Below are 25,790 nucleotides of genomic sequence, written 5' to 3'. Positions count from 1 at the left end.
CATCATGGCAACACTTGAACTTAAACAGATTCGCAAAACCTATCCAAAAGCGGAGCAAGAAACCCTAAAAGGCATTGATATCAGTATTGATTCCGGAGAATTCTTGATTTTGGTTGGCCCATCGGGCTGTGGCAAATCGACGCTGATGAACACCATTGCTGGGCTTGAAAACATTACTGACGGCGAGATAGTGATCGATGGCGTGGACGTATCGCAAGTTGAGCCGAAAGATCGCGATATTGCGATGGTGTTTCAGTCTTACGCTTTGTACCCCAATATGACGGTGCGCGGCAATATAGCATTCGGACTTAAGATTCGCAAAATGCCAGCGGAGCAAATTGAAGCCGAAGTTCAGCGCGTGGCACAAATGCTACAAATTGATCATCTGCTGGATAGAAAACCATCGCAGCTCTCCGGTGGTCAGCGCCAGCGTGTGGCGATGGGGCGCGCGCTGGCACGTAGGCCTAAGCTTTACTTGTTTGACGAACCTCTGTCGAACCTAGATGCTAAACTTCGCGTTGAGATGCGCCATCAAATCAAACGCCTACATCAAAAACTGAATACTACGATTGTGTATGTGACTCACGACCAAATCGAAGCCATGACGCTGGCCGATAGAATCGCGGTGATGAAGGATGGCGAATTGCAGCAACTCGGCACGCCAAAAGAGATCTACAATCAGCCCAACAACATGTTTGTCGCCGGGTTTATGGGTTCTCCTTCGATGAACTTTATTCATACCATGGTTGATTTGGACGAGCAGCAACGTCCGGTCATCAAAGTCAAAGGTACTCACAATCAAGAGCACCACATTCGCCTGCCAGATTCGATGCGCAGGCAAGACGGCCAAAATGTGGTGATTGGTTTGCGCCCAGAACATATTAGCGAATCGCCAAATCCAGATTCACAGGCGAGTACTCAGTTGGATATTCAACTTGAGGTACTTGAGCCAACTGGGCCGGATACCATTGCGATGATTAAGGTCAATGATCAGGAAGTCGCGTGCAGATTGGCGCCGGAATTTGACGCGCAAGTCGGTCAGATGGCGACTCTGCATTTTGATTTATCTAAAGCGGTGTTTTTTGATGCCAACACTGAGCAGCGTATCGAGTTCTAGCGCTAAGCCAGTTGTGGTTAAGTAGGCAAATTTCATTCCTTCTCCCAAGCCCTTATCTATTTGCCGATAAGGGCTTTTTATTATCGGCGGAAGTCCACCCATTTACACCGAAATGATGAGTCATTTCCCACCCATTTTATTTACATTTTAAGAACAATGATTTGCTTGGTTCGATAGATTTTATTTTAAACTATTGATTTTTAATGTTTGTTTTATTTTTGTTAAAATTGGCTTAATTGTTGCTCTATTGTTAATTGTCAACTTCAGGTTATGAGTTGAAAATTCACAAGGAGAATAATAATGAACAAGTCTTTGACCCTACTGTCTGCCTCGATCATCGCGTTGACCAGCTTTACTGCTGCGGCCAATAGTTGCGATCCGGGCGAAATCGTCATCAAGTTCAGTCACGTAACCAATACTGACAAACACCCAAAAGGCATTGCGGCATCGCTATTGGAAAAGCGTGTCAATGAAGAGATGAATGGTAAAGCCTGTATGCAGGTGTTCCCAAACTCAACCCTTTACGATGACGACAAAGTACTTGAAGCCATGTTAAACGGTGATGTCCAACTTGCGGCGCCATCGCTTTCAAAATTTGAGAAATTCACCAAAAAGTTCCGTCTTTTCGATCTCCCTTTCCTTTTTGATGATGTTGATGCTGTTGACCGTTTCCAAAACTCTGATGCTGGCGTGAAGCTGAAAAATGCTATGAATCGCCGCGGCGTTAAAGGCCTCGAGTTTTGGCATAACGGCATGAAGCAAATGTCGGCCAACAAACCGATTGTGGTTCCAGCGGATGCCAAAGGTCTGAAATTCCGCGTTCAAGCCTCTGACGTTCTGGTTGCGCAGTTTGAGCAACTTGGTGCCAACCCGCAAAAAATGTCGTTCGCGGAAGTGTATGGCGGTTTGCAAACCAAAGTTATCGATGGTCAAGAAAACACTTGGTCAAACATCTACGGTAAAAAATTCTTTGAAGTTCAAGACGGTACCACTGAAACCAACCACGGTATCTTGGATTACCTCGTCGTGACGTCTACTAAGTGGTGGGACAACTTGCCAACAGACGTGCGCGATCAATTTGCGACCATCTTGAAAGAAGTCACCGCAACACGTAATGCCGAATCAAGCAAAGTAGAAATGCAGAACAAGCAATACGTGATTGAAGCGGGTGGTGTAGTGCGTGAACTGACTGCCGATCAGCGTCAGCAATGGGTTGATGCACTGAAACCTGTGTGGAAGAAATTTGAGAAAGACATCGGTTCTGATCTGATTGAAGCCGCTTTGGCGTCTAACCAGCAGTAATCGAACTTGGCCCTGCTTTGGTGGGGCCAACTTGATAATAATAATGACCCATAGAGCGAAGTATTTTATGCAACAGTCATTTTTTTCTAAAGTCGGCGCCGTAACGGACAAAATCGAAGAGACGCTAATCGCGTTTTTCCTCGGCGCTATGACTTTACTGACCTTTATCAACGTTTTAGCGCGCTACCTTTTTAACGACAACATTTTGTGGGCGCTTGAGTTAACGGTATTCATGTTTGCCTGGATGGTACTCGTTGGTGCCTCTTATGGGGTAAAAAAACATTTCCATATCGGTGTCGATGTGGTGATCAACTTGCTGCCCGACTCAATGCGTAAGCTGTGCGCGCTGCTGGCAGTCGGCTGCTGTCTGGCGTTTTCTATTTTATTGTTGATTGGGGCTTGGAACTACTGGTATCCATTTGCAACCGAGCGCGCTTGGTATGAAACCGACGATATTCCAATGCCTGATATGCTGCAGTTCCTCGCTGATTGGCTAAATGAAGGCGAGCGCTATGAAAAACTGCCGCGCTTTATTCCATATATGGCGCTGCCACTGGGTATGGCGCTACTGACTTACCGCTTTATTCAAATTCTGGTTCAAATTCTTACTGGCAAGCTGGATCGCATGATCGCTGGCCACGAAGCCGAAGAAGACCTCGAAGCACTCAAAGCTGAGATGTCGGATGTCGAAGCGACGATGTCTATCAAAGATAATGATAAGGAGCGCTAAGTCATGGCTATTCTATTTCTATTTTTAATGGTGATTGGCTTTATGCTGGTGGGCGTGCCAATCGCAATTTCTCTTGGGCTTTCAAGTATTCTGTTTTTGCTGATTCACTCAGAAGGCTCGCTGGCATCCATTGCGCAAACTCTATTTAACGCGTTTGAAGGCCACTACACGCTATTAGCGATTCCATTCTTTATTCTCGCATCCAGCTTTATGTCTACCGGCGGCGTGGCAAAGCGCATTATACGTTTTGCGATTGCAATGGTTGGCTGGTTTCGTGGCGGCTTAGCGATGGCGTCGGTTGTGGCGTGTATGATGTTTGCAGCGCTGTCTGGTTCGTCGCCCGCTACCGTCGTTGCGATCGGTAGTATTGTGATTGCCGGTATGGTCAAAAATGGCTACACCAAAGAGTTCGCAGCTGGGGTCATTTGTAACGCAGGTACGCTTGGGATTCTGATCCCACCATCGATTGTAATGGTGGTCTACTCGGCGGCAACCGATGTGTCGGTTGGTCGTATGTTCCTTGGCGGCGTGATTCCAGGTTTACTAGCGGGTTTGATGTTGATGGTCGCCATTTACATCACGGCGCGGGTGAAGAATCTACCAAAGCAGCCGTTTGTCGGTTGGAAAGAGGCAATGAGCGCCGCGAAAGATGCGAGCTGGGGTTTGTTGCTGGTTGTTATCATTCTTGGCGGTATCTACGGCGGTATCTTTACCCCGACAGAAGCGGCCGCGGTGGCAGCCGTTTATGCGTTCTTAATTGCTAACTTTATCTACCGCGATATGGGGCCATTTGCCGACAAGCAAAACACTAAGCCTGCTTTGGTCAAAGTGTTGCAATCGTTTGTCCATAAAGACACCCAAGCCACGCTGTTTGAAGCTGGTAAGCTGACGATTATGCTGCTGTTTATCATCGCCAATGCGTTGATCCTTAAGCACGTACTGACCGAAGAGCGTGTGCCACAGATGATCACAGAATCGATGTTATCTGCAGGCCTTGGTCCAATCACCTTCTTAATTGTGGTCAACGTGCTGTTGTTGATTGGCGGCCAGTTCATGGAGCCATCTGGCCTACTTATCATCGTTGCGCCACTGGTGTTCCCAATTGCAATGGCGCTCGGTATCGACCCGATTCACCTTGGCATTATCATGGTAGTGAACATGGAAATCGGCATGATTACGCCGCCAGTTGGGCTCAACTTGTTTGTGACCGCAGGAGTGGCGAAGATGTCGCTGATGAGAGTGGTCAAAGCGGCACTCCCTTGGGTGGCGGTGATGTTCCTATTCTTGATTATCGTTACTTACGTACCTTGGGTATCGACTTGGTTACCGACCACCTTTATGGGACCGGAAATCATCACGAAGTAATGATGTTTTAAGCTCAGTGTCTAGAAAGTCTATCAGCGAACAGAATCAAACCTGTTCGCTGATTTTTTTTACCTTACCGATGCGAGGGTCGACACGTCGACGTCTATCGTAATACGGGTACTTTTTACGGTTTCGCCGTCTTTCGACTCCAGAGCGCTGTTCTGGTTGATAAACGCCGTTAATTAAAACCGTGTCACTGATAAACGGTACCTTAGTTTTCTCGCCCACACAAACCTGCTAATTCACCAAATGGCGGGGCAGTATCTTGAATTTACCGTGCTTTTCCAATTCGAAAATCAGTTTTTAAACGCTTCTTTCTCAATTTGATACTTTTGCATTTTGTCGTACAGAGTTTTGCGAGCCAGATTTAGCCGCTCCATGGTCAGTTTGATACTGCCACCGCACTCTATGAGCGCACGTTCAATGGTCGATTTTTCAAACTCCGCCACCTGCTCGGCAAGGCTTAAACCTATATTGGAGTGGCTTGCTTCATCATTGAGTTGATTGAGCTTGCCAAGCAATACAAAGCGCTCAGCCGCGTTTCTTAGCTCGCGCACGTTACCCGGCCAGTCATGGCTTACCAGCGCAGATAAATCTTGCGCTGGCAATGCGGGCGCGGTTTTGCCGTAACGCGCGGCAGCAACCAGCAAAAAGTGATGGAATAGGGCAGGAATGTCCTCTTTGCGCTCGCTTAGTGGTGGTAAATCGAGCGTCACGACGTTGAGCCGGTAATAGAGGTCGGCGCGAAACTTACCTTCGTCTGCCGCTTGCTTTAAATTCACTTTGGTTGCGGCAATAACGCGAATATCCAGCGGTACTAATTCATTGGAACCGACACGCTCGAGTTCACGTTCTTGCAGTACGCGCAGCAGGCGAATTTGCGCCTGCATTGGCATCGATTCGATTTCATCGAGAAACAGTGTGCCGCCCTGCGCGTGCTCAAACTTACCGATGCGCTTGCTGTCTGCACCGGTAAATGCGCCTTTTTCATGGCCGTATAATTCACTTTCAATCAGGTTTTCGGCTACCGCGCCGCAGTTGACCGCAACGAAGTTATTTTCCCGTCTTGAGCTCTGTTCGTGAATCGAACGTGCGACCAACTCTTTACCGGTGCCCGTTTCACCAAACAGCAAAATATCGGCGTTGGTATCTGCAATATGAGTGATGGTGTCACGCAGTTCACTGATCGAATCGGTATCGCCGATGATTCGCGGCCCTAGGGTTTGGCTGGCTTTCAATGAACGTTTGAGCGCTTGGTTTTCCAGTAATAAAGTGCGTTTTTCCAGCGCGCGCATGGTGGTGTCGATAAGGCGGTCTATGGCAAACGGCTTTTCGATAAAATCATAAGCGCCTTGCTGCAAGGCTTTGACCGCCATTGAAATATCGCCGTGACCGGTGATAAGAATGACTGGCAGATCAGCATCTTGGTGCAAAATGGTGGAAAGTAACTGCTCGCCTGAAATACCTGGCAGGCAAATATCCGTAATCACGACTTTGGGCAGGCCATTGGCTTTTATCGCCAGTAATGCATCTTCCGCGCTGGCAAAAAAATCAGCTGAGATCTCTTCGAGCTCAAAGCTCTGTTCAATAGCAAGGCGAATATTGCTTTCATCATCGATGAAGTAAACATCTGACATGGTTTGGTCCTTAATTGTCAACACGATGAATCGGTAACAAAATGCTAAAACGCGCACCATTCAGTGGGGAGCGGTCAATAAGTAGCTCGCCATTCATAGCGCGTAAAATTTGTTGTGAAATCGATAGCCCTAAACCGAGGCCGTTCTTCTTGGTGGTATAAAACGGTTCAAATAATTTATCACGCGTTTCTGCGCTGATGCCTGGGCCGTTATCGTCAATGTGTATTGCCACCTGTTGGTGTTGATCGACAATCGAAATTTCGATTTGGCGCTCTGATTGCTGACTTTGCAGTAGCGCTTGTTCGGCGTTGGTCACCAAGTTAATCAGCACTTGTTCAAGCTGAATGGGGTTGACCATCACCCAGATGGGCATATTGGGCTGAGTAAAGCGGCAGTCGACTTGGCTGGTTTTCAACTGAACACTCAACAGTTCGATGGCGGAGTGCACCAATGGCGAAAGGCGCGAGCGAACTTGGTCGCTTGAGTCGGATTTGCGCGCAAAAGATTTGAGCTGCTGACTGATTTTTGCCATCCGCTCGGTTAACTCGGAGATGCGGGAGAGATTTTCATCCACGCGCTGTCCTTGTTGTTTGGCGAGAAAACGCCGACCATTATCAGCAAAACTGCGAATGGCCGCCAACGGGTTATTGAGCTCATGACTGATGCTGGCAGACATCTGGCCAAGCACGGCGAGTTTCGCTGCTTGCACCAGCTCATTTTGGGTTTGGCGCAATTGCTGCTCGGTACGCGTACGCTCAAGGACTTCGGCGTGCAATTCCGCGGTACGTTCCATGACCAGAAATTCAAGCTTTTGCTTGGCTTCGTATTGAATATGTTCAAATTGACGCTGACGCTGGCGGCGATAGCGTATTAATTGGTAGGTGAGATAAACCACCGAGAACAACAAGACTTCAACCAGCACAAAAGAAGCGGTTGACCAAAACAGCACTCGTTTAGGCGTTAAAACTCGAAACGTCAATTTTAAGCCGGGTATCGGTCTCGACGTCACCAAATAATCACCAAACCAGCCGCCTTGAAAACGATTGGTGAGTTCGCCCGTCTCGTTCGATAAGTTGCCAATTAAGCCAAGTGATGGAATGGGCTGGGTGAAATATTGGCGACTGGCGATCAAATCACTGCGTTGGGATTCATCAATGTCGGTCAAACTGTGAAACAGCCAACTTGGCTCGCTGGCCATAAACACCACGTTGTATTGATCGGTTGCGACCATTGAGCTGTCAGTGCTTTGCCAGTTATCTTCAATCGATGACAGGTCCATCTTCACCACAATTACCCCGATATTTTCCGCCGCATACGTCACAGGGTGGGAGTAGTAATAACCGCGCGAGCCGGAAGTGGTGCCTAAGGCAAAATATTGGCTGGTTTGGCCTTGTATTGCTTGCTGGAAATACGGCCGCCAAGCGAAATTGCGCCCAACAAAGGTACGGCTCAAATCCCAGTTACTGGCGGCGATAGTGGTGCCAAACTGATTGAGCAGATAGGTATCTTCGGCCTCGATAACAGCGTTTACCTGCTCCAAGTAGCGATTGGTGACTTCGATTTGTGCAGTGTTATGCTGATTTTGCAGCGCAAGTACCAGTTCCTTGTCTTTGGACAGCAATTGGGGAATGTGCGCGTATTTATCCAATTTTGTCACGATATGGTTGGTGAACTTATCGAGCTGCGCTTGATGCTCTGCAACCAATTGGCGATATTGGTGATTCCAAACCACAAACCAACTGATGAGAGTGATCGCCACAAACAGCACTAATAGCATTCCACTGGTTTTACGACTTGGCGACATCTGATGCTTTTCTCTTACATTTCATTAACGCTAAGCGTAAAGCTTTTTGTTATAAACGTGTTCACAAAGATGCGAAATTTGTGGTGCAAAACAAGAGCCAGATCTCTTTTTAATATTCGAAATAAAAAAAACACGTCTTTTCCTTGAAAAACGTTTTAATGACCCCATTTTTTGCTTCGTTGCTTAACGGTTTTGTTCGAATTTGGACCAGTTAAGTGGGAATTTAGGTGTTTGTGCACCCTGTGCGGGGGATTAACTCGACAGGGCAGGATGACCTCGCTAGAATGCGGCGTCTGAAATTTTATCCTGAGACTAATCAGAGATACCTTGGAGAAGACTCAAGATATCACTTATTAGTCCGGAATTCGGTCAAACCGAATCCCGATTCTCGATTTAGAACGTGCTCCTTGGGCACAACAAGGATGCAGTTGTCCTACCTGAAGTAGGGGAGCTCACATGCTCAGGTTACCTGAGCCAGTTTTGAGGTTAATGAATAATGCAATCTACTGTTGAAACGCTAGAAGGCCTACAGCGCCGTCTTAACATTACTGTTCCTGCTGCAAACATCGAAGACGCAGTAACAGCTGAACTACGCAACATCGCGAAAAACCGTCGTTTCGACGGCTTCCGTAAAGGTAAAGTGCCTTTGAAGATGGTTGCTCAAATGTACGGCAAAGCTGTTCGTCAAGACGTACTTGGTGAAGTGATGCAGCGTCACTTTATCGAAGCTATCGTTAAAGACAAAATCAACCCAGCTGGCGCGCCAACTTTCGAACCTGTGTCAAACAACGAAGGTGAAGACCTAGTGTTTAACGCTACTTTCGAAGTTTACCCAGAAGTTGAGCTAAAAGGTCTTGAAAACATTGCGGTTGAGAAACCACAAACTGAAGTTCAAGATTCAGACGTAGAAGAGATGATCGAAACTCTACGTAAGCAACAAGCAACTTGGACTGAAGTTGAAGAAGCGGCTGAAGATGGCAAACGCGTAACTATCGACTTCGTTGGTTCTATCGACGGCGAAGAATTCGAAGGCGGTAAAGCAGAAGGCTTCCCTCTAGAAATGGGTTCTGGCCGTATGATTCCTGGTTTCGAAGACGGTATCCAAGGCAAAACTGCCGGTATGGAATTTGAAATCGACGTAAACTTCCCAGAAGATTACCACGCTGAAAACCTAAAAGGTAAAGCAGCGAAATTCGCGATCAAAGTAAGCAAAGTTGAAGCACGTGAACTTCCAGAAGTGAACGATGAATTCGTTGCGAAATTCGGTGTTGCTGAAGGCGGTATCGATGCTCTTAAAGCAGAAGTTCGTAAAAATATGGAACGTGAGCTTAAGCAAGCAGTTAAAAATCGCATCAAAGAGCAAGCGATCGACGGTCTTGTAAAAGAGAACGAAATCGATGTTCCTGCAGCGCTAATCGACCAAGAAATTGGTACGCTTCGTCAACAAGCAGCACAACGTTTTGGTGGCAACCCAGAAGCAGCAGCTCAACTTCCACGTGAACTGTTTGAAGAGCAAGCAAAACGTCGCGTAATGGTTGGTCTACTACTTGGTGAAGTGATCAAGTCTGAAGAGCTAAAAGCTGACGAAGACAAAGTGAAAGCGCTTATCGAAGAGATGGCGACTGCATACGAAGACCCATCAGAAGTGGTTGCTTACTACGAGCAAAACGAGCAAATGATGAACAACATGCGTAACGTTGCTCTAGAAGAGCAAGCTATCGATGCGATCATTGAAAAAGCTCAAGTAACAGAGAAAGCAGTTAGCTTTAACGAGCTAATGAACCAACCTGCTGCTTAATAGGCAATATCTTGCGTAGATGGTTGACTTGGCGTTAACTATTCTGCTAACAATGGTCCGTATGATACATCATCATCCGGGCCATTTATTTTAGGGACATAAGAATATGAGCTACCAAGAAAAAAACCAAATGTCGCCAATTTTAGACGCACTCGTACCTATGGTGGTCGAGCAGACTTCTCGAGGTGAACGTTCTTACGATATTTATTCTCGTCTGCTAAAAGAGCGCGTGATTTTCTTAACTGGTCAAGTTGAAGACCACATGGCGAACCTCGTCGTGGCCCAGCTACTTTTCTTAGAGTCAGAAAATCCAGACAAAGATATTTTCCTCTACATCAACTCTCCTGGTGGTAGTGTGACAGCAGGCATGTCTATTTATGACACCATGCAGTTTATTAAGCCGAATGTCAGCACTGTATGTATGGGACAAGCATGTTCTATGGGAGCATTCTTGCTTGCTGGTGGCGCGGCAGGTAAACGTTACGCTTTACCAAACTCACGCGTGATGATTCACCAACCTCTAGGTGGATTCCAAGGTCAAGCGTCAGATATTCAAATTCATGCTCAAGAGATCTTGAGTATCAAACAAAAACTTAATGCTCTTCTTGCTGAACATACAGGTCAGCCGATTGAAGTGATTGAGCGTGACACCGACCGTGACAACTTTATGTCTGGTGAAGATGCTGTGAAATATGGTCTTGTTGACTCAGTATTGACACATCGTGGTGAATAATAGCCAAGATTGTTTAGCGCAATTCAAGCTAATTTGATATACACTCAATCTATAGAGAGTTACAGGCTAAGAGGTTAGCGAATGACAGATAAAAGCAAAGAGAGCAGTGGTAGTAAGCTTCTTTACTGCTCTTTCTGTGGCAAAAGCCAACACGAAGTTCGCAAATTAATCGCCGGCCCATCAGTTTACATCTGTGACGAATGTGTTGATTTATGTAATGACATTATTCGTGAAGAAATCAAGGACGTTCTGCCGAAGAAGCAATCTGAAGCATTACCAACGCCACGTGAAATTCGTGAGCACCTTGATGACTATGTAATTGGCCAAGATTACGCGAAAAAAGTGTTGTCGGTTGCTGTGTACAACCACTACAAACGTCTGAGAAACGGAGATACCACCAGTGAAGGTGTGGAACTTGGTAAAAGTAACATCCTACTGATTGGTCCAACGGGTAGTGGTAAAACATTGCTTGCTGAAACTCTGGCACGTTTCCTAGATGTTCCATTTACGATGGCCGACGCCACGACCCTGACTGAAGCAGGTTACGTTGGTGAAGATGTCGAAAACATCATTCAGAAACTGCTACAAAAATGCGACTACGATGTTGCTAAAGCAGAACGCGGAATCGTATACATCGATGAAATCGACAAGATTTCTCGCAAAGCGGAAAACCCTTCTATCACTCGTGATGTGTCAGGTGAAGGGGTGCAACAAGCACTTCTAAAACTGATTGAAGGTACCGTTGCGTCAGTTCCGCCTCAAGGTGGACGCAAACACCCACAACAAGAATTTTTGCAAGTGGATACTTCTAAGATTCTATTTATCTGTGGGGGTGCATTTGCAGGCCTTGATAAGGTGATTGAGCAGCGTATTTCAACTGGCGCGGGTATCGGTTTTGGTGCGGAAGTTCGCTCTAAAAACGAAACCAAGACGGTTGGTGAACTGTTCATGAAGGTTGAACCAGAAGATTTGGTGAAGTACGGTCTGATTCCGGAATTCATTGGCCGTCTTCCTGTGACAACCACGCTAACAGAACTGGATGAAGAAGCATTGATTCAGATTCTTTGCGAACCTAAAAACGCATTGACGAAGCAATATGCGGCGTTGTTTGAACTTGAAGACGCAGAACTTGAGTTTAGAGAAGATGCTCTACGTGCTATCGCGAAGAAAGCGATGGAGCGTAAGACCGGGGCACGTGGCCTACGTTCAATTCTTGAGAGCGTTCTTCTAGAAACTATGTACGAACTGCCTTCAATGGATGATGTTAGCAAAGTCGTTATCGATGAATCGGTTATCAAAGGTGAATCTGAGCCTCTACTGATTTACAGTAATGCTGACAACCAAGCAGCAGGCGCAGAGTCCTAAAATCTGACTTATATTCAAAGGAGGCATCAATTGCCTCCTTTTTTTTATTCTTCCATTGAATCCAACTAATTAGCCCCCATATACTGCAAATGAGAGTAAGCGGAAGAGAGAATAATATGAACTTGGAACGTTCCGAACGTGTCGAGATCCCAGTACTACCTCTGCGAGATGTAGTAGTTTACCCGCATATGGTAATTCCTTTGTTTGTTGGCCGTGAGAAATCGATCGCGTGTTTAGAAGCGGCGATGGACAACAACAAGCAAGTATTGTTGGTCGCGCAAAAAGAAGCTGATACAGACGAACCGTCAAAAGACGATCTGTTTGAAGTCGGCACTATCGCCACAATTCTGCAACTGCTTAAGTTGCCAGATGGCACAGTTAAAGTATTGGTTGAGGGGCAACAACGCGCCAAAATCAACCAATTTATCGAGAACGAATTCTTCTTGGCGGATGCCGAATTTTTGGTGACGCCAGAACTTGATGAACGCGAACAAGAAGTGATTGTACGTAGTGCAATCAATCAGTTCGAAGGCTTTATCAAGCTCAACAAAAAGATTCCACCCGAAGTGCTAACGTCACTCAATGGTATTGATGAAGCCGCGCGTCTCGCGGACACCATTGCGGCGCACATGCCATTAAAACTGACCGACAAGCAAAAAGTGCTTGAAGCGCTCGATGTGACTGAGCGTTTAGAGTTTTTGATGGGTCAGATGGAATCGGAAATCGATTTGCTGCAAGTCGAAAAACGCATTCGTGGCCGCGTTAAGAAACAGATGGAAAAATCTCAACGTGAGTACTATCTGAATGAGCAAATGAAAGCGATTCAGAAAGAACTCGGTGAGATGGATGAAGCGCCTGACGAGTTTGAAGCATTAAAACAGAAGATTGAAGAATCAAAAATGCCTCAAGAAGCTCGTGAGAAAACCGAGCAAGAGCTACAGAAACTCAAGATGATGTCGCCAATGTCTGCGGAAGCAACCGTGGTTCGTGGTTATATCGATTGGATGGTTGGCGTCCCTTGGCACAAGCGTTCGAAAGTGAAGAAAAACTTGGCCAAAGCGGAAGAGGTACTCAATGAGGACCACTACGGTTTAGAACGCGTTAAAGAGCGTATTTTAGAATACCTCGCGGTGCAAAATCGCATCAACAAGCTTAAAGGGCCGATTCTGTGTCTGGTTGGGCCTCCTGGTGTGGGTAAAACCTCTCTGGGTCGTTCTATTGCTGCGGCAACTGGACGTCAATACGTACGTATGGCGCTAGGCGGCGTACGCGATGAAGCAGAAATTCGTGGTCACCGCCGTACTTATATCGGTTCTATGCCAGGTAAACTGATTCAGAAAATGTCCAAAGTGGGCGTGAAGAACCCGTTATTCCTGCTGGATGAAATCGATAAAATGTCATCCGACATGCGTGGTGACCCGGCATCAGCACTGCTTGAAGTGCTAGACCCAGAGCAGAACAACTCGTTTAACGACCACTACCTAGAAGTGGATTACGACTTATCTGACGTCATGTTCGTTGCAACATCTAACTCGATGAACATTCCTGGTCCTTTGTTGGATCGTATGGAAGTGATTCGTTTGTCTGGCTATACAGAAGATGAGAAGCTTAACATTGCTAAACGTCACTTAGTTGATAAGCAAATCAAACGTAATGGTTTGAAAGCGGGCGAAGTTGAGATCGACGATTCAGCCATTATCGGCATTATTCGTTACTACACGCGAGAAGCTGGCGTACGTAACCTCGAGCGTGAAATTTCTAAGCTATGTCGTAAAGCAGTGAAAAACATTCTGCTAGACAAAGACTTAAAGTCAGTTCGTATCACGATGGATAACTTGAAAGAGTATCTTGGCGTGCAGCGTTTCGACTACGGCAAAGCCGACGACAGCAATCGAATTGGTCAAGTGACTGGTCTCGCTTGGACGGAAGTGGGTGGCGATCTGTTGACGATTGAAACCCAATCCATGCCAGGTAAGGGTAAATTGACCCAAACCGGTTCGCTTGGTGACGTGATGCAAGAGTCGATTCAAGCCGCGATGACCGTGGTTCGCTCTCGCGCGGAAAAACTTGGCATCAACACTGACTTCTACGAGAAACGTGATATTCACGTACACGTACCAGAAGGTGCAACGCCAAAAGATGGTCCGAGCGCGGGTATCGCTATGTGCACAGCGTTGGTTTCAAGTCTTACTGGTAACCCAGTCAAAGCAGAAGTTGCGATGACTGGTGAAATCACTCTTCGTGGTGAAGTTTTGCCGATCGGTGGCTTGAAAGAGAAACTGCTTGCAGCGCACCGCGGTGGCATCAAAACAGTACTGATTCCGAAAGATAACGAGCGTGATTTGGAAGAAATTCCAGACAACGTGATCGCTGATCTTAAAGTGATTCCAGTACAATGGATTGATGAAGTACTAACGGTAGCATTAGAGCGTCACCCGTCTGGAGTAGAGCTAGACGTTGTAAAATAGTGATGTGTAGCAAAAATAAGTAAAAGACTACGCTGATAAGTCCAAAAAAGGCTTGTCAGCGTTTTTTTTGGACGCTAAGTTTAGCGAGTATAGCGTGAAGCCTTGATATACAAGGCTTTTGGCTATATTCGCAACTTTATGGAACGATCGTCACCAAAAAAAATAATAATTGGTGACACAAAGGGGAATCACAGTGAATAAAACACAATTAGTAGAAAAAATTGCTGCAAACGCAGATATCTCTAAAGCGTCAGCTGGTCGTGCTCTTGATGCACTTATCGAAGCAGTTAGCGACACACTACAATCTGGTGATCAAGTAGCACTAGTAGGTTTTGGTACTTTCAGTGTACGTACACGCGCTGCTCGTACTGGCCGTAATCCAAAAACTGGCGAAGAAATTCAAATCGCTGAAGCTAAAGTTCCTTCATTCAAAGCTGGTAAAGCTCTGAAAGACGCTTGTAACTAAGAAAAGCGCCGTTTTCGGCTTTTTTTTAGAACCTTTTTAAAATATGCGCATCATACTGATGCGCATTTCTTTTTTCTGGTATCATCGCGCTACTAAATTTTTGAGATATTAAAAGCTTCGTACATATTCGTCAGTTGGCGTGTACGGCAATCATTCCTGGAGAGTAGTTAAATTATGATGGAGCGGTTACGCGAAGGCGTGAATAGCATCGCGGTAAAAATTATTTTAGGACTGATTATCCTATCTTTTGTATTCGCCGGTATCGGCAGCTACTTAGTTAACGGTAGCAGCAATGCAGCAGCAAAAGTGGGTAATGTTGAAATCAGTCGTGGCGATTTCGAGCAAGCGTATCAAAACGAACGCAACCGCATGCAATCCCAGCTAGGTGATTATTTCTCGAACTTATTGAGCGACCCAGAGTACGTTGCCTCATTCCGTAAATCTGTTCTTGATCGAATGATTAACGATAGCCTTCTAGAGCAACATGCCGAGTCATTGGGTTTGCGCGTGAGTGATGCGCAAGTGCGCCAAATGATTCTTGATATGCCGCAATTCCAAACTGACGGCAAGTTTGATCAGCAAGTTTACCAATCTGCGCTGCGTCGCGTAGGTTATACACCAGAAGGTTTTGCTGAGTTACTGCGTCAAGATTTAGTCCGTAACCAATTGCTCACCGCAGTGCAAGGCAGCGATTTTTCACTAAAGAGTGAAATTGCCGCTCAAGGCCAGTTGGTTACGCAAACTCGTGACATTCGTACTATCACACTGAATGTTGACGATTACGCAAGCAAAGTCTCTCCGTCGGATGAGCAAGTCCAAGCTTATTACGATGAACATCAAGACAACTACGCTCGCCCAGAGCAAATGAAAGTAGCGTATGTTGAACTCTCTGCTGATGCACTGAAGAAAAATGTCTCAGTCACGGATGCTGATGCGAAAGCCTATTACGATGCCCATCAAGACAAATACTCGACTGCTGAGCAGCGTAAAATCAGTCACATTCTTGTAAAAGGTGATGACGAAGCGAAAGCGCAAGCGATTTTGGATGAATTGAATGCGGGTGCAAATTTCGCCGATTTAGCGAAACAAAAATCTGAAGATGTGGGTAGCGCTGAAAACGGCGGTTCACTGGGTTGGATTGAACGTGATGTGATGGACCCTGCATTTGAAAAAGCAGCGTTTGCGCTGAAAAATGTCGGTGACATGTCTGGTCTAGTGAAATCGAATTTCGGTTACCACATTATCAAGCTTGATGATTTGAAAGCGCCAAAAGCAAAACCTTATGCAGATGTGAAATCTGACATTATTGCTGAAATCGCCGACCAACAAGCGCTTGATAAGTTCTACGACTTACAAAGCCAACTTGAAACAGTGGCATTTGAAAGCCCTGATTCGCTTGACGAAGCCGCCAAAGTTATTGGTCAGCCAATTAAGCAAACCGATTTCATCTCTGAACAAGACGCGCCAGATGTGCTAAACACACCAAAAGTAATGGAAGCGCTTAATACGCCGGAAGTGAAAGAAGATGGCTTGAACTCAGAAGTGATTGAAGTTGGGCCAGAGCATGTGATTGTGGTTCGTGCACAAGACGTTCGTCCTGAAACGGTACTACCGCTTGAAGATGTTCGTGCAGATGTTGTCAGCGCTCTAGCGCACTCTGAAGGCGAGAAACAAGCGATGTCGGATGCGGATACGTTGGTTGCTGGATTGCAAAAGGGCGACCCAAGTGTTCTTAAATCACATGATGTTAAATTCGGTGAGCTAGAAAAAATTGACCGCCGTTCTCCTCTAGCTGAACGCGTGTTCTCTATGCCTAAACCAGAAGAGGGTGAAAGCTCTTATGCTCAAACCCAAGATGCGGATGGCAACATTGTTGTTGTTGCGCTAAGTGGTGTAGAGGCGAAGGTAGATGAAAGCTTGAATGAGCGTGTTGGTAAGCAATTGGTGCAAATGAACGCTCAGCAAGACCTAACAGGCTTAGTAAATATCTTAAGAAAGAATACCGATATTAAGTATTACGCTTTAGGGCAGTGATCATCTAAGTTTGAAATTGATAAATTCATCAAAAAGGGTTGCGTTTGCAGCCCTTTTTATTTTGTTTTTTCGGTGGTGTTTTTTGTCATTCTCGGCGATTAGCTTAGAGGTGTGATAGATAAACCAAACAGGAAAACAATTATGAATTGGCGAACAAAAACCACCGTATTGCAACTCATCATGCTACTGTTTTGCGCTCCTCTACCATTGTCACTGGCTCATGCCGCTGAACAAGAAAACCCTAAGCAAGCCGGAATCGAAATAACGGTGAATATCAATCAGGCAAGTGCGGAAGAACTTGCGGCTCTTTTACAAGGTGTGGGGTTAAAGAAAGCACAAGCGATAGTGGCTTATCGTGAAGAAAATGGGCTTTTTAAGGTGGCTGAGGACTTAGCCCAAGTCAAAGGTATCGGCAGTTCAACTGTTGCCAAAAATCTAGAACGTATAAAGTTATGAACTTTTCTTCAGCCAGTGTCATGCTGGCTGAACACTTACTTCTCTCTCTGAACCCATTCTTACTGGCACCCGAGTGCCATTCGCATTATAATTCATTGCCGCGACGAACTAGGAATTTTGATACCTAGATAATAAATAATGTGGAGAAAAACATGTCCTCTCAAACACCGGTTGTTACGGTAGATGGACCTAGTGGTGCAGGCAAAGGCACCCTTTGTATGTTATTAGCGAAGAAATTAAATTTTCATCTTTTGGATTCTGGCGCCATTTATCGTGTTCTTGCGCTCGCAGCTTTGCATCACGGTGTTGATGTGGAATCGGAAGAGGCGCTTGTCCCTTTGGCTACCCATCTTGATGTGCAATTTATCGCTGAAGGTGATTTAGTTCGAGTCATCCTTGAGGGAGAGGATGTTTCTCGCGAATTACGCAAAGAACAAACCGGAATGGCAGCGTCAAAAGTGGCTGCGTTTCCTCGAGTGCGTGAAGCACTTTTACGTCGTCAACGTGCTTTTGCTGATGGCAACGGCCTAGTGGCTGATGGCCGTGATATGGGAACCATTGTTTTCCCTGAAGCAAAAGCCAAAATCTTTCTTGACGCAAGCGCTGAAGAGCGGGCTTCACGTCGTATGAAGCAGTTGCAAGAAAAGGGTCTTGATGTTAAATTTGACGCCCTTTTAAGCGAAATCCAAGAAAGGGATGATCGCGATCGTAATCGTCCAGTTGCGCCACTGCGCCCAGCGGACGATGCGCTAGTGCTTGATTCAACCTCCTTGTCTATCGACGAAGTAGTAGAACAAGCGCTAAACTATATTGAATCTAAACTGGTGAGCTCAAACTAAGCTTGCTGGCTGGAGCGTTGGTCGCAAGGATGATGACTGGCGAATTTAATAACCCCATGTGGTAGGACACCCGTGGACGTTTAATTTATTGAAGATTAACTAAATGACTGAATCTTTTGCTCAACTCTTTGAAGAGTTTCTAAACGAAACAGAATTCCAACAAGGCAGCATCGTTAAAGGTACTGTAGTAGCTATCGAGAACGGTTTCGTTCTTGTTGACGCTGGTCTTAAGTCTGAGTCTGCTATCCCTGCAGAACAATTCAAGAACGCTGCTGGCGAACTTGAAGTTGAAGTAGGTGCTGAAGTAGACGTAGCTCTAGACGCTGTTGAAGATGGTTTCGGTGAAACTCAACTTTCACGTGAGAAAGCGAAACGTCACGAAGCTTGGATCGTTCTTGAGAAAGCTTACGAAGAAGCTGAAACTGTTGTTGGTATCATCAACGGTAAAGTTAAAGGCGGTTTCACTGTTGAACTAAACGGTATCCGTGCTTTCCTTCCTGGTTCTCTAGTAGACGTACGTCCAATTCGCGACACTGCTCACCTAGAAAACAAAGAGCTAGAGTTCAAAGTTATCAAGCTAGACCAGAAGCGTAACAACGTAGTTGTTTCTCGTCGCGCAGTTATCGAATCTGAAAACAGCGTTGAACGTGAAGAGCTTCTTGAAACTCTACAAGAAGGCAGCGAAGTTAAAGGTATCGTTAAGAACCTTACTGACTACGGTGCATTCGTAGACCTAGGTGGTGTTGACGGTCTTCTACACATCACTGATATGGCTTGGAAACGCGTTAAACACCCATCTGAGATCGTTAACGTTGGTGATGAAATCACAGTTAAAGTTCTTAAGTTCGACCGTGAGCGTACTCGCGTATCTCTAGGTCTGAAACAGCTAGGTGAAGATCCATGGGTAGCAATCGCTAAGCGTTACCCAGAAGGTCACAAACTAACTGGTCGCGTTACTAACCTAACTGACTACGGCTGCTTCGTTGAAATCGAAGAAGGCGTTGAAGGTCTAGTACACGTTTCTGAAATGGATTGGACTAACAAGAACATCCACCCATCTAAAGTTGTTAATGTTGGCGACGAAGTTGAGGTTATGGTTCTTGAAATCGACGAAGAACGTCGTCGTATCTCTCTAGGTCTGAAACAGTGTAAAGCTAACCCATGGCAGTCTTTCGCTGAAGCGCAAGCTAAAGGCGACAAAGTAACTGGTAAGATCAAGTCTATCACTGACTTCGGTATCTTTATCGGTCTTGAAGGCGGCATCGATGGTCTAGTTCACCTATCTGATATCTCATGGAACGTTGCTGGTGAAGAAGCGGTTCGTGAATACAAGAAAGGCGACGAGATCTCTGCAGTTGTTCTAGCTGTAGACGCAGAGCGTGAGCGTATTTCTCTAGGCGTTAAGCAAATGGAAAATGACCCATTCAATGCTTACGTTGCAGACAACAAGAAAGGTACTCTAGTAAACGGTACTGTTACTGCTGTTGATGCGAAAGGCGCAACTATCGAGCTTGAAGAAGGCGTAGAAGGTTACATCCGCGTTTCTGAAATCGCACGTGACCGCGTTGAAGATGCTTCTCTAATCCTAAGCGTTGGTGATAGCGTTGAAGCGAAATTTACTGGTGTAGACCGTAAAAACCGCGTAGTTAACCTATCTATCAAAGCGAAAGATGAAGCAGAAGAGCAAGAAGCAATGGCAACTCTGAACCAAGACGAAGGTGGTTTCGGTAACGCTATGGCTGACGCATTCAAAGCTGCAAAAGGTGAATAATTTCACTCTTTGACTAAAAGGAGCCGTATGGCTCCTTTTTTATTGCCAGTAAACCCAGTTCAGTATTTGTTTAAATTATGACAGGAATTGTTAGGCATCTTGGTTAAAAAAAAGCTAGAATAACAAGCAAGTGTTTGTTGGAATTAATATTACTTACTATAATAAGTGATAAATTACGCTACGAGGGAAACTATGACTAAGTCTGAATTGATTGAAAGACTCTGTGCTGAGCAAACACATCTTTCGGCCAAAGAGATTGAAGATGCGGTTAAAGACATTTTAGAGCACATGGCATCAACGCTAGAACGTGGTGATAGAATCGAAATTCGCGGTTTCGGTAGTTTCTCTCTTCACTATCGAGAGCCTCGCGTTGGACGCAACCCAAAAACTGGCGATAAAGTAGAGTTAGAAGGTAAGTTTGTACCTCACTTCAAGCCAGGTAAAGAATTGCGTGAAAGAGTGAATCTTAGCTGATCTTTGCAATGATACAGTAAAAAGCGGCATACTATCGTGTGCCGTTTTTTTATGGCGTCAGTGCGTAATATTCTCATGGTTTGTTACGTGTTTTTACTGCATAATCTTATCCGCTACTTTGCTAAGGTGATGGAACATGAAAATTATAAAAATCATAGCCGTGATTGCTCTCTTCCTTATTGCACTGGCACTTGGTTCTCAAAACCAAGTTCTTGTTACATTTAACTATTTGCTTGCACAAGGCGAGTTCCATCTCTCAACGTTATTGGGCGTCGTATTTGTTGTTGGCTTTGCTCTTTCCTGGCTTATCTTTGGTGGACTTCATCTCAAATCTCGGTTGCAAGTGCGTAAGCTAAACAAGCAACTGAAAAAACTATCAGCCACTATCGATAAAGTTGAGGAAAATAGCTAAGTCTAAGAATTACAGACGGATAGGCACTTTATTCAATGCTTGAAATACTCTTCTTGTTACTACCGATTGCCGCCGCATATGGTTGGTATATGGGTAATCGTAGTGCGCAACAAGATAAGCAAAAGCAGTCAAATCAAATATCTCGTCAATATGTGACCGGTCTGAACTTACTACTTTCAGACCAGTCAGATAAGGCCGTTGATCATTTTATTGAACTTCTACAAGTCGACAATGAGACCATAGATACTCATTTAGCACTCGGGAATCTGTTTCGTTCTCGAGGTGAAGTCGACCGCGCTATCCGCATCCACCAAAATTTGATTTCTCGTTCAGGTTTGACCATAGATCAAAAAAATATCGCACTTCAACAACTGGCTAAAGACTATATGGTTTCAGGCTTTTTAGATCGTGCCGAAAAGATTTTTGAACAACTTGTGGATGAGCCTGAACACAAAGAAGCCGCACTTTACCAACTTGTTTCTATTTATCAGCAAACCCGCGAGTGGGAAAAAGCGATTCACTATGCAAATGTATTGGTGAGGGCAGGCAAACGCCGTATGCGCTCCGCAATTGGTCACTTTTGGTGTGAATTGGCGATGCAGCAAAAGGCGGAAGGGAACAACGAAAAGGCGACACAATACTTTAAAAAAGCGCTGCAAGAAGACAAACGCTGTGTGCGTGCCAGTATTGCATTGGGTCGCCAATATTTAGAGAAACAAGACTATCGGCAAACCATCAATTATTTAACTCAGGTTCTCGATCAGGACTCTGATTTTATCAGCGAAGTTTTACCAACATTGGCCGAGTGCTACCATCATCTAAATCAAGAGTCGGAACTACTGGATTTCTTACGCCAATGCATTGCGAGCAAGGCCGGTGTATCTGCAGAGCTGATGTTAGCGCAGTTGGTCGCACAGCACGAAGGTGCAGGTTCTGCTCAGGAGATGCTCACAAGGCAATTGGTTAAAAACCCGACGATGAAAGGTTTCTATCGTTTGATGGATTACCATTTGATGGAAGCAGAAGAAGGCCGAGCGAAAGAAAGTTTGGGAACCTTGCAAAAATTGGTGGGTGAGCAATTAAAAGTGAAGCCTCACTATCGTTGTCGAAAATGTGGTTTTTCGACTCACTCTTTATATTGGCATTGTCCATCGTGTAAAGGGTGGGGGACCATCAAGCCAATTCGCGGATTGGATGGTGAATAATTTTATCTATGCAGCTACTTTGTTAGCTGCATTTTTTTGGCCTTCAATGAGTAACTGGTTTTACATTGGATAGAAGGCACATGATTAAAAATGGGAGAAACAATGATTGATCAAAAAGTGATTGTCGCTTTGGATTATGCAAATCAAAAAGATGCGTTAACCTTTGTCGACAAAATCGACCCTAATTCCTGCCGTCTGAAAGTAGGCAAAGAAATGTTTACGCTATTTGGGCCAAGCTTTGTCGATCAATTACATCAACGCGGCTTTTCGGTGTTTTTGGACCTTAAATTCCACGATATTCCAAACACCTGTTCAAAAGCGGTGCGCGCAGCCGCTGAGATGGGGGTTTGGATGGTGAATGTGCACGCCAGTGGTGGTGAGCGTATGATGCAAGCGTCACGAGAAATTCTTGAACCATACGGCAAAGATCGCCCACTATTAATTGGTGTTACAGTGCTGACCAGTATGGAGCAAAGTGACCTGCAAGGTATCGGTATTGATGTTGCGCCACAAGAGCAAGTCATGCGATTGGCAACGCTGACCAAAAATGCAGGTTTAGACGGTGTAGTATGTTCTGCACAAGAGTCAAATATGCTGAAAACTGCGCTCGGTAGTGACTTTAAATTGGTGACTCCGGGGATTCGCCCAGCGGGCTCCGAAGCTGCGGATCAGCGCCGCATCATGACGCCTGTCGATGCGATAGCCGCAGGCTCTGATTACTTGGTTATCGGTCGCCCTATCACGCAAGCAAGCGATCCTGCTTTAGTGTTGCAGCAGATTAATGCCTCGTTAGCATAAAATGAATAACGCCCTCAATGAGGGCGTTATTTGTATGTGAATTATGCAAACTGAGGCGCGCCACTGTGGAATTTAAAGTCTGTGTCAGGCTCGCAAATCAGTTGTGCTTCGACGTTGGCGAAATGGCTAATTCGCTCAGATATATCGCTATCGGATATCTCTTGTGCGAGAGCTAGGTAGTCTTGGTAGTGCCGTGCTTCCGAGCGAAGTAGGGAGACGTAAAATTTTCCGATCTCATCATCTAAGTGTGGCGCCAATTTAGCAAAACGCTCGCATGAACGCGCTTCGATGAAAGCACCGATAATCAGCTTGTCGATGAGTGCTTCCGGCTCGTAAGTACGCACGTGTTTGATCATGCCTTTTGCATAGCGTGACGCAGGTATTGGTTCGTACTCAAAACCGTTATCTTCAATAATCTCTAAGACTTGATAGAAATGATGCAACTCTTCGCGGATCAGCAGCACCATTTTATCGATCATATCCTGGCCATAGGCACAATCTACGCGTGGCTCAATGAGTTTTGAAAGGGTGTTTTTGGCTTTTAAACTCTCACGGTTCCCAATCAGCTTATAGGCAAACTGTTCATAAGGCGCAACCAATTTGGTGATTTGTTCAATGCCATCTTGGGTTAAAACGTAGCGTTTTAACAAAAATACCGCGCTTTGCGCTGCTTTTAATTCACACAGTAAGTGGTCACGTAAAATAATGGATAAATTGTCAGGTTTTTTCGCGTGCTCTATCCATGAGTCAGGTGTGTCGCAGCGCAGAAAAGCGTTAATCGGGGCTAGAAGTTCTTGATACATTATTATTGGCTGGGTTTAAAAAGCTGCTTGAAGTGTATCATGAATAAAAAGTTGAGGTGAATAAGTGCGCCTCCCTAACGAGTTACTGCTTGAGTGAGCAAACACAAAAAAGCCGCCCAATTGGAGCGGCTTTGAATATCTAAAATTGGCCTACCACTTTTTCTTTTCGCCAAATAGCGCATCCATATCGTCTTGGCGCTCTTTCTCTTCGATTTGTTGAAGCTGCTCAGCACTGCGAGTCTGACGTTTTTGTTCAAGCTCATCCAGCATCATTTGAAGCTTCTCACGCGCCTGCGCAGAGTAGGTATCGTTCTTGGTTGCTAAAACATCTAAGCCTTTACGCAGTAGTTGCAATGCGGTGCCTGGTTGACCGCGTACAATGGCATCTTTAGAGCGCTTGATAACATTTTCGATGTTGATTCGAGTTTGAATCGTTTCAAGACGACCATTTTCTGTGACATACGCTTGAGTATCAAAGCGGCCTTTATTGTGCTCAGTGCGAATGGTATCGCGCAGTCGTTTAACAAGTTTGAGCATCACAATGGCTTGTTTGTCACTACTCGGCACTTTAAATGCGCTGGTGTCGCCACCTTGGTAATTTTCCTGTAGCTGCTTAATTTGTTGTTTAACGCTTTCGATTCGCTGTTCTAGCTGACGGTTTTTTGGATCAAGCTCGAACATATTGATCAGTGAATCCAAAATACGGTTATTCAGACACACCAACAACTCTTTACTGTATGGGAGATGGTGAGCATGTCCTATTAAATCTTCCGTTGCATCTATCATAGCGACATAACGAGCACTCTCTTGCTTACGCGCACTTTCTGCTTTCACCTTGTATTGCAGCATTATGTTATAGCCGAGTACAAGGATTAATAAGATGGCGATAAGAGCGACAATCAGAACTATATTCATAAATCCCATAATTTAATTCACAAACCTAATACTAAGGATACACGATCCTGTTAAAACACAGCAGTTATATATAAAATTCATCCTATCACTCTTTGGGTTTGTTGAGCGATGTAAACATTACTAATTAAGTTTATTCTGAGCGATTGCTTGCAATTTACCCGCTAGAACACGGTTTTCCTCACCAAATCAACAGTCTGAATGATTTTTGCTATTAATTTGGATTAATAGGCGTTATAACTAAATATTATAAACTATGTTCTGTCATATCAAAGAGACTCAGTGAGTCTGCGAGGTCGGTAATGAAGTTACAGCAGTTGAAGTATATTGTTGAAGTTGTCAATCACAATTTGAATGTGTCTGCCACCGCTGAAAGCTTATATACTTCCCAACCTGGGATAAGTAAGCAAGTTCGATTGCTGGAAGATGAACTCGGCATTCAAATTTTTGAACGCAGTGGTAAACATCTCACTCAGGTTACTTCCGCTGGCGAAGACATCATTCGTATTTCTCAGGAAATCCTTTCCCGGGTTGAGAGTATCAAGGCGGTCGCAGGCGAACATACTCACCCTGAAATGGGAACACTCAACATTTCAACCACCCACACTCAAGCTCGCTATGCATTGCCAGAAGTCATTAAAGGCTTTACGACCCGTTACCCTAAAGTTTCACTGCACATGCACCAAGGTACGCCAAGTCAACTCTCTGAAGCGATTGCTAAAGGGACGGCTAACTTCGCTATCGCGACCGAAGCGTTGCACTTATACCAAGATGCGGTGATGCTACCTTGTTATCATTGGAACCGCTCGATTGTTGTTCCTAAAGGGCATGCGCTTGCGCAAAAAGAGACCGTGACCATCGAAGATTTGGCCGCTTATCCTTTGGTTACTTATGTTTTCGGCTTTACTGGGCGCTCTGAGCTTGATACTGCATTTAATCGCGTCGGCCTTACTCCAAAAGTGGTCTTCACTGCAACTGATGCGGATGTGATCAAAACTTACGTGAAGATGGGCATCGGCGTGGGTGTGATTGCCAGTATGGCGATCGACAAACAGCAAGATACCGATCTTGTCGCCATTGATGCCAGCCATATTTTTGGTGCCAGTACGACCAGTATCGGTTTTCGTCGTGGTACCTTTCTTCGTTCTTATATGTTTGATTTCATGGAGCGTTTTGCTCCGCATTTAACACGACCAGTGGTTGAACGGGCGATTTCTTTAAAATCGAATGTTGAAATTGAAGAGATGTTTAAAGACATCGATTTGCCCGTGCGTTAATGATTGCGCTTTATGCGCATTGTG

The 25,790-nt window shown here is 45.2% G+C and carries 23 protein-coding genes; 18 read left to right on the top strand and 5 right to left on the bottom strand.

Features of this window, described 5'->3' with window-relative positions; translation table 11 throughout:
• Positions 1–4 precede the first annotated feature (4 nt).
• From BLS03_RS07965 to BLS03_RS07950, 4 genes are all read left to right on the top strand, one after another.
• Positions 5–1,117 (top strand): ABC transporter ATP-binding protein, encoded by a 1,113-nt coding sequence (locus tag BLS03_RS07965; RefSeq protein WP_093271959.1) that lies wholly within the window; start codon positions 5–7, stop codon positions 1,115–1,117.
• A gap of 300 nt (positions 1,118–1,417) precedes the next feature.
• On the top strand, positions 1,418–2,419 hold the full coding sequence (locus tag BLS03_RS07960; RefSeq protein WP_093271956.1) for a DctP family TRAP transporter solute-binding subunit: 1,002 nt from the start codon (positions 1,418–1,420) through the stop codon (positions 2,417–2,419).
• A 67-nt stretch (positions 2,420–2,486) separates the two neighbouring features.
• Positions 2,487–3,149: a TRAP transporter small permease gene (locus BLS03_RS07955; protein ID WP_176765549.1), complete on the top strand. Its 663-nt coding sequence runs from the start codon at positions 2,487–2,489 to the stop codon at positions 3,147–3,149.
• A gap of 3 nt (positions 3,150–3,152) precedes the next feature.
• Positions 3,153–4,514 carry a TRAP transporter large permease gene (locus tag BLS03_RS07950; RefSeq protein WP_093271953.1) on the top strand — a complete coding sequence of 454 codons (1,362 nt, stop codon included), beginning with the start codon at positions 3,153–3,155 and terminating at the stop codon, positions 4,512–4,514.
• Between the two features lie 45 nt (positions 4,515–4,559).
• Here the strand turns inward: BLS03_RS07950 and BLS03_RS07945 are convergent, their stop codons facing one another.
• The 3 genes from BLS03_RS07945 to BLS03_RS07935 form a co-directional block, all read right to left on the bottom strand.
• The gene (locus BLS03_RS07945; protein WP_093271950.1) at positions 4,560–4,742 is read right to left on the bottom strand and encodes a hypothetical protein; all 183 of its coding nucleotides are present in this window, start codon (positions 4,740–4,742) and stop codon (positions 4,560–4,562) included.
• Positions 4,743–4,810: 68 nt separating this feature from the next.
• A complete protein-coding gene (locus BLS03_RS07940) occupies positions 4,811–6,151 on the bottom strand; it encodes a sigma-54-dependent transcriptional regulator (protein ID WP_093271948.1) in 1,341 nt (446 codons plus the stop codon).
• A gap of 10 nt (positions 6,152–6,161) precedes the next feature.
• On the bottom strand, positions 6,162–7,955 hold the full coding sequence (locus BLS03_RS07935; RefSeq protein WP_093271946.1) for a sensor histidine kinase: 1,794 nt from the start codon (positions 7,953–7,955) through the stop codon (positions 6,162–6,164).
• A gap of 496 nt (positions 7,956–8,451) precedes the next feature.
• Between BLS03_RS07935 and tig the strand changes: the two genes are divergently transcribed.
• The 13 genes from tig to pyrF all read left to right on the top strand — a co-directional run bounded on the left by tig (position 8,452) and on the right by pyrF (position 22,774).
• Positions 8,452–9,753 (top strand): trigger factor, encoded by a 1,302-nt coding sequence (gene tig / locus BLS03_RS07930; protein WP_093271943.1) that lies wholly within the window; start codon positions 8,452–8,454, stop codon positions 9,751–9,753.
• A gap of 106 nt (positions 9,754–9,859) precedes the next feature.
• Positions 9,860–10,486 (top strand): ATP-dependent Clp endopeptidase proteolytic subunit ClpP, encoded by a 627-nt coding sequence (clpP, locus tag BLS03_RS07925; protein ID WP_093271940.1) that lies wholly within the window; start codon positions 9,860–9,862, stop codon positions 10,484–10,486.
• A gap of 81 nt (positions 10,487–10,567) precedes the next feature.
• Complete coding sequence (gene clpX / locus BLS03_RS07920; protein ID WP_093271938.1) at positions 10,568–11,851, top strand: ATP-dependent protease ATP-binding subunit ClpX; 1,284 nt, start codon at positions 10,568–10,570, stop codon at positions 11,849–11,851.
• Positions 11,852–11,967: 116 nt separating this feature from the next.
• Positions 11,968–14,319 (top strand): endopeptidase La, encoded by a 2,352-nt coding sequence (gene lon, locus BLS03_RS07915; RefSeq protein ID WP_093271935.1) that lies wholly within the window; start codon positions 11,968–11,970, stop codon positions 14,317–14,319.
• A 193-nt stretch (positions 14,320–14,512) separates the two neighbouring features.
• A complete protein-coding gene (locus tag BLS03_RS07910; protein ID WP_093271933.1) occupies positions 14,513–14,785 on the top strand; it encodes an HU family DNA-binding protein in 273 nt (90 codons plus the stop codon).
• A gap of 174 nt (positions 14,786–14,959) precedes the next feature.
• On the top strand, positions 14,960–16,819 hold the full coding sequence (gene ppiD / locus BLS03_RS07905; protein ID WP_093271930.1) for a peptidylprolyl isomerase: 1,860 nt from the start codon (positions 14,960–14,962) through the stop codon (positions 16,817–16,819).
• Between the two features lie 141 nt (positions 16,820–16,960).
• The gene (locus BLS03_RS07900; RefSeq protein ID WP_245696623.1) at positions 16,961–17,275 is read left to right on the top strand and encodes a ComEA family DNA-binding protein; all 315 of its coding nucleotides are present in this window, start codon (positions 16,961–16,963) and stop codon (positions 17,273–17,275) included.
• Between the two features lie 152 nt (positions 17,276–17,427).
• Entirely contained in the window at positions 17,428–18,114 is a 687-nt protein-coding gene (gene cmk / locus BLS03_RS07895; RefSeq protein WP_093271928.1) for a (d)CMP kinase, read from the top strand.
• 103 nt (positions 18,115–18,217) lie between these two features.
• A complete protein-coding gene (gene rpsA, locus BLS03_RS07890) occupies positions 18,218–19,885 on the top strand; it encodes a 30S ribosomal protein S1 (protein ID WP_093271924.1) in 1,668 nt (555 codons plus the stop codon).
• Between the two features lie 192 nt (positions 19,886–20,077).
• Positions 20,078–20,359, top strand: a complete 282-nt coding sequence (ihfB, locus tag BLS03_RS07885; protein ID WP_093271921.1) for an integration host factor subunit beta — start codon at positions 20,078–20,080, stop codon at positions 20,357–20,359.
• Between the two features lie 136 nt (positions 20,360–20,495).
• Positions 20,496–20,771: a LapA family protein gene (locus tag BLS03_RS07880; protein WP_093271919.1), complete on the top strand. Its 276-nt coding sequence runs from the start codon at positions 20,496–20,498 to the stop codon at positions 20,769–20,771.
• Positions 20,772–20,806: 35 nt separating this feature from the next.
• Positions 20,807–21,976 (top strand): lipopolysaccharide assembly protein LapB, encoded by a 1,170-nt coding sequence (gene lapB, locus BLS03_RS07875; RefSeq protein WP_093271915.1) that lies wholly within the window; start codon positions 20,807–20,809, stop codon positions 21,974–21,976.
• Between the two features lie 102 nt (positions 21,977–22,078).
• Positions 22,079–22,774 carry an orotidine-5'-phosphate decarboxylase gene (pyrF, locus tag BLS03_RS07870; protein WP_093271912.1) on the top strand — a complete coding sequence of 232 codons (696 nt, stop codon included), beginning with the start codon at positions 22,079–22,081 and terminating at the stop codon, positions 22,772–22,774.
• A gap of 41 nt (positions 22,775–22,815) precedes the next feature.
• Here pyrF and miaE read toward each other — a convergent pair whose 3' ends face one another.
• Together miaE and BLS03_RS07860 are read right to left on the bottom strand one after the other, a co-directional pair.
• Positions 22,816–23,577, bottom strand: coding sequence for a tRNA isopentenyl-2-thiomethyl-A-37 hydroxylase MiaE (gene miaE, locus BLS03_RS07865; RefSeq protein WP_093271907.1), 762 nt, complete (start codon positions 23,575–23,577; stop codon positions 22,816–22,818).
• 150 nt (positions 23,578–23,727) lie between these two features.
• The gene (locus BLS03_RS07860) at positions 23,728–24,492 is read right to left on the bottom strand and encodes a DNA repair protein (protein WP_093272082.1); all 765 of its coding nucleotides are present in this window, start codon (positions 24,490–24,492) and stop codon (positions 23,728–23,730) included.
• Positions 24,493–24,791: 299 nt separating this feature from the next.
• On the opposite strand from BLS03_RS07860, the gene cysB reads away from it, so the two are divergent.
• Entirely contained in the window at positions 24,792–25,766 is a 975-nt protein-coding gene (cysB, locus tag BLS03_RS07855) for an HTH-type transcriptional regulator CysB (protein WP_093271904.1), read from the top strand.
• The last annotated feature ends 24 nt before the right edge of the window (positions 25,767–25,790 follow it).

It is taken from the genome of Vibrio xiamenensis, from assembly GCF_900100015.1.
GTDB classification, from domain to species: Bacteria; Pseudomonadota; Gammaproteobacteria; order Enterobacterales; family Vibrionaceae; genus Vibrio; species Vibrio xiamenensis.
Note: the sequence above shows the minus strand (reverse complement) of the source record. Positions and strands in the feature narration are given on the sequence as shown.

Bases quoted from the DNA above. Each gene is read 5' to 3' on its own strand.
- BLS03_RS07965 (WP_093271959.1), top strand. From the start codon at position 5: ATGGCAACACTTGAACTTAAACAGATTCGCAAAACCTATCCAAAAGCG.
- BLS03_RS07960 (WP_093271956.1), top strand. From the start codon at position 1,418: ATGAACAAGTCTTTGACCCTACTGTCTGCCTCGATCATCGCGTTGACC.
- BLS03_RS07955 (WP_176765549.1), top strand. From the start codon at position 2,487: ATGCAACAGTCATTTTTTTCTAAAGTCGGCGCCGTAACGGACAAAATC.
- BLS03_RS07950 (WP_093271953.1), top strand. From the start codon at position 3,153: ATGGCTATTCTATTTCTATTTTTAATGGTGATTGGCTTTATGCTGGTG.
- BLS03_RS07940 (WP_093271948.1), bottom strand. From the start codon at position 6,151: ATGTCAGATGTTTACTTCATCGATGATGAAAGCAATATTCGCCTTGCT.
- BLS03_RS07935 (WP_093271946.1), bottom strand. From the start codon at position 7,955: ATGTCGCCAAGTCGTAAAACCAGTGGAATGCTATTAGTGCTGTTTGTG.
- tig (WP_093271943.1), top strand. From the start codon at position 8,452: ATGCAATCTACTGTTGAAACGCTAGAAGGCCTACAGCGCCGTCTTAAC.
- clpP (WP_093271940.1), top strand. From the start codon at position 9,860: ATGAGCTACCAAGAAAAAAACCAAATGTCGCCAATTTTAGACGCACTC.
- clpX (WP_093271938.1), top strand. From the start codon at position 10,568: ATGACAGATAAAAGCAAAGAGAGCAGTGGTAGTAAGCTTCTTTACTGC.
- lon (WP_093271935.1), top strand. From the start codon at position 11,968: ATGAACTTGGAACGTTCCGAACGTGTCGAGATCCCAGTACTACCTCTG.
- ppiD (WP_093271930.1), top strand. From the start codon at position 14,960: ATGATGGAGCGGTTACGCGAAGGCGTGAATAGCATCGCGGTAAAAATT.
- BLS03_RS07900 (WP_245696623.1), top strand. From the start codon at position 16,961: ATGAATTGGCGAACAAAAACCACCGTATTGCAACTCATCATGCTACTG.
- cmk (WP_093271928.1), top strand. From the start codon at position 17,428: ATGTCCTCTCAAACACCGGTTGTTACGGTAGATGGACCTAGTGGTGCA.
- rpsA (WP_093271924.1), top strand. From the start codon at position 18,218: ATGACTGAATCTTTTGCTCAACTCTTTGAAGAGTTTCTAAACGAAACA.
- ihfB (WP_093271921.1), top strand. From the start codon at position 20,078: ATGACTAAGTCTGAATTGATTGAAAGACTCTGTGCTGAGCAAACACAT.
- BLS03_RS07880 (WP_093271919.1), top strand. From the start codon at position 20,496: ATGAAAATTATAAAAATCATAGCCGTGATTGCTCTCTTCCTTATTGCA.
- lapB (WP_093271915.1), top strand. From the start codon at position 20,807: ATGCTTGAAATACTCTTCTTGTTACTACCGATTGCCGCCGCATATGGT.
- pyrF (WP_093271912.1), top strand. From the start codon at position 22,079: ATGATTGATCAAAAAGTGATTGTCGCTTTGGATTATGCAAATCAAAAA.
- miaE (WP_093271907.1), bottom strand. From the start codon at position 23,577: ATGTATCAAGAACTTCTAGCCCCGATTAACGCTTTTCTGCGCTGCGAC.
- BLS03_RS07860 (WP_093272082.1), bottom strand. From the start codon at position 24,492: ATGAATATAGTTCTGATTGTCGCTCTTATCGCCATCTTATTAATCCTT.
- cysB (WP_093271904.1), top strand. From the start codon at position 24,792: ATGAAGTTACAGCAGTTGAAGTATATTGTTGAAGTTGTCAATCACAAT.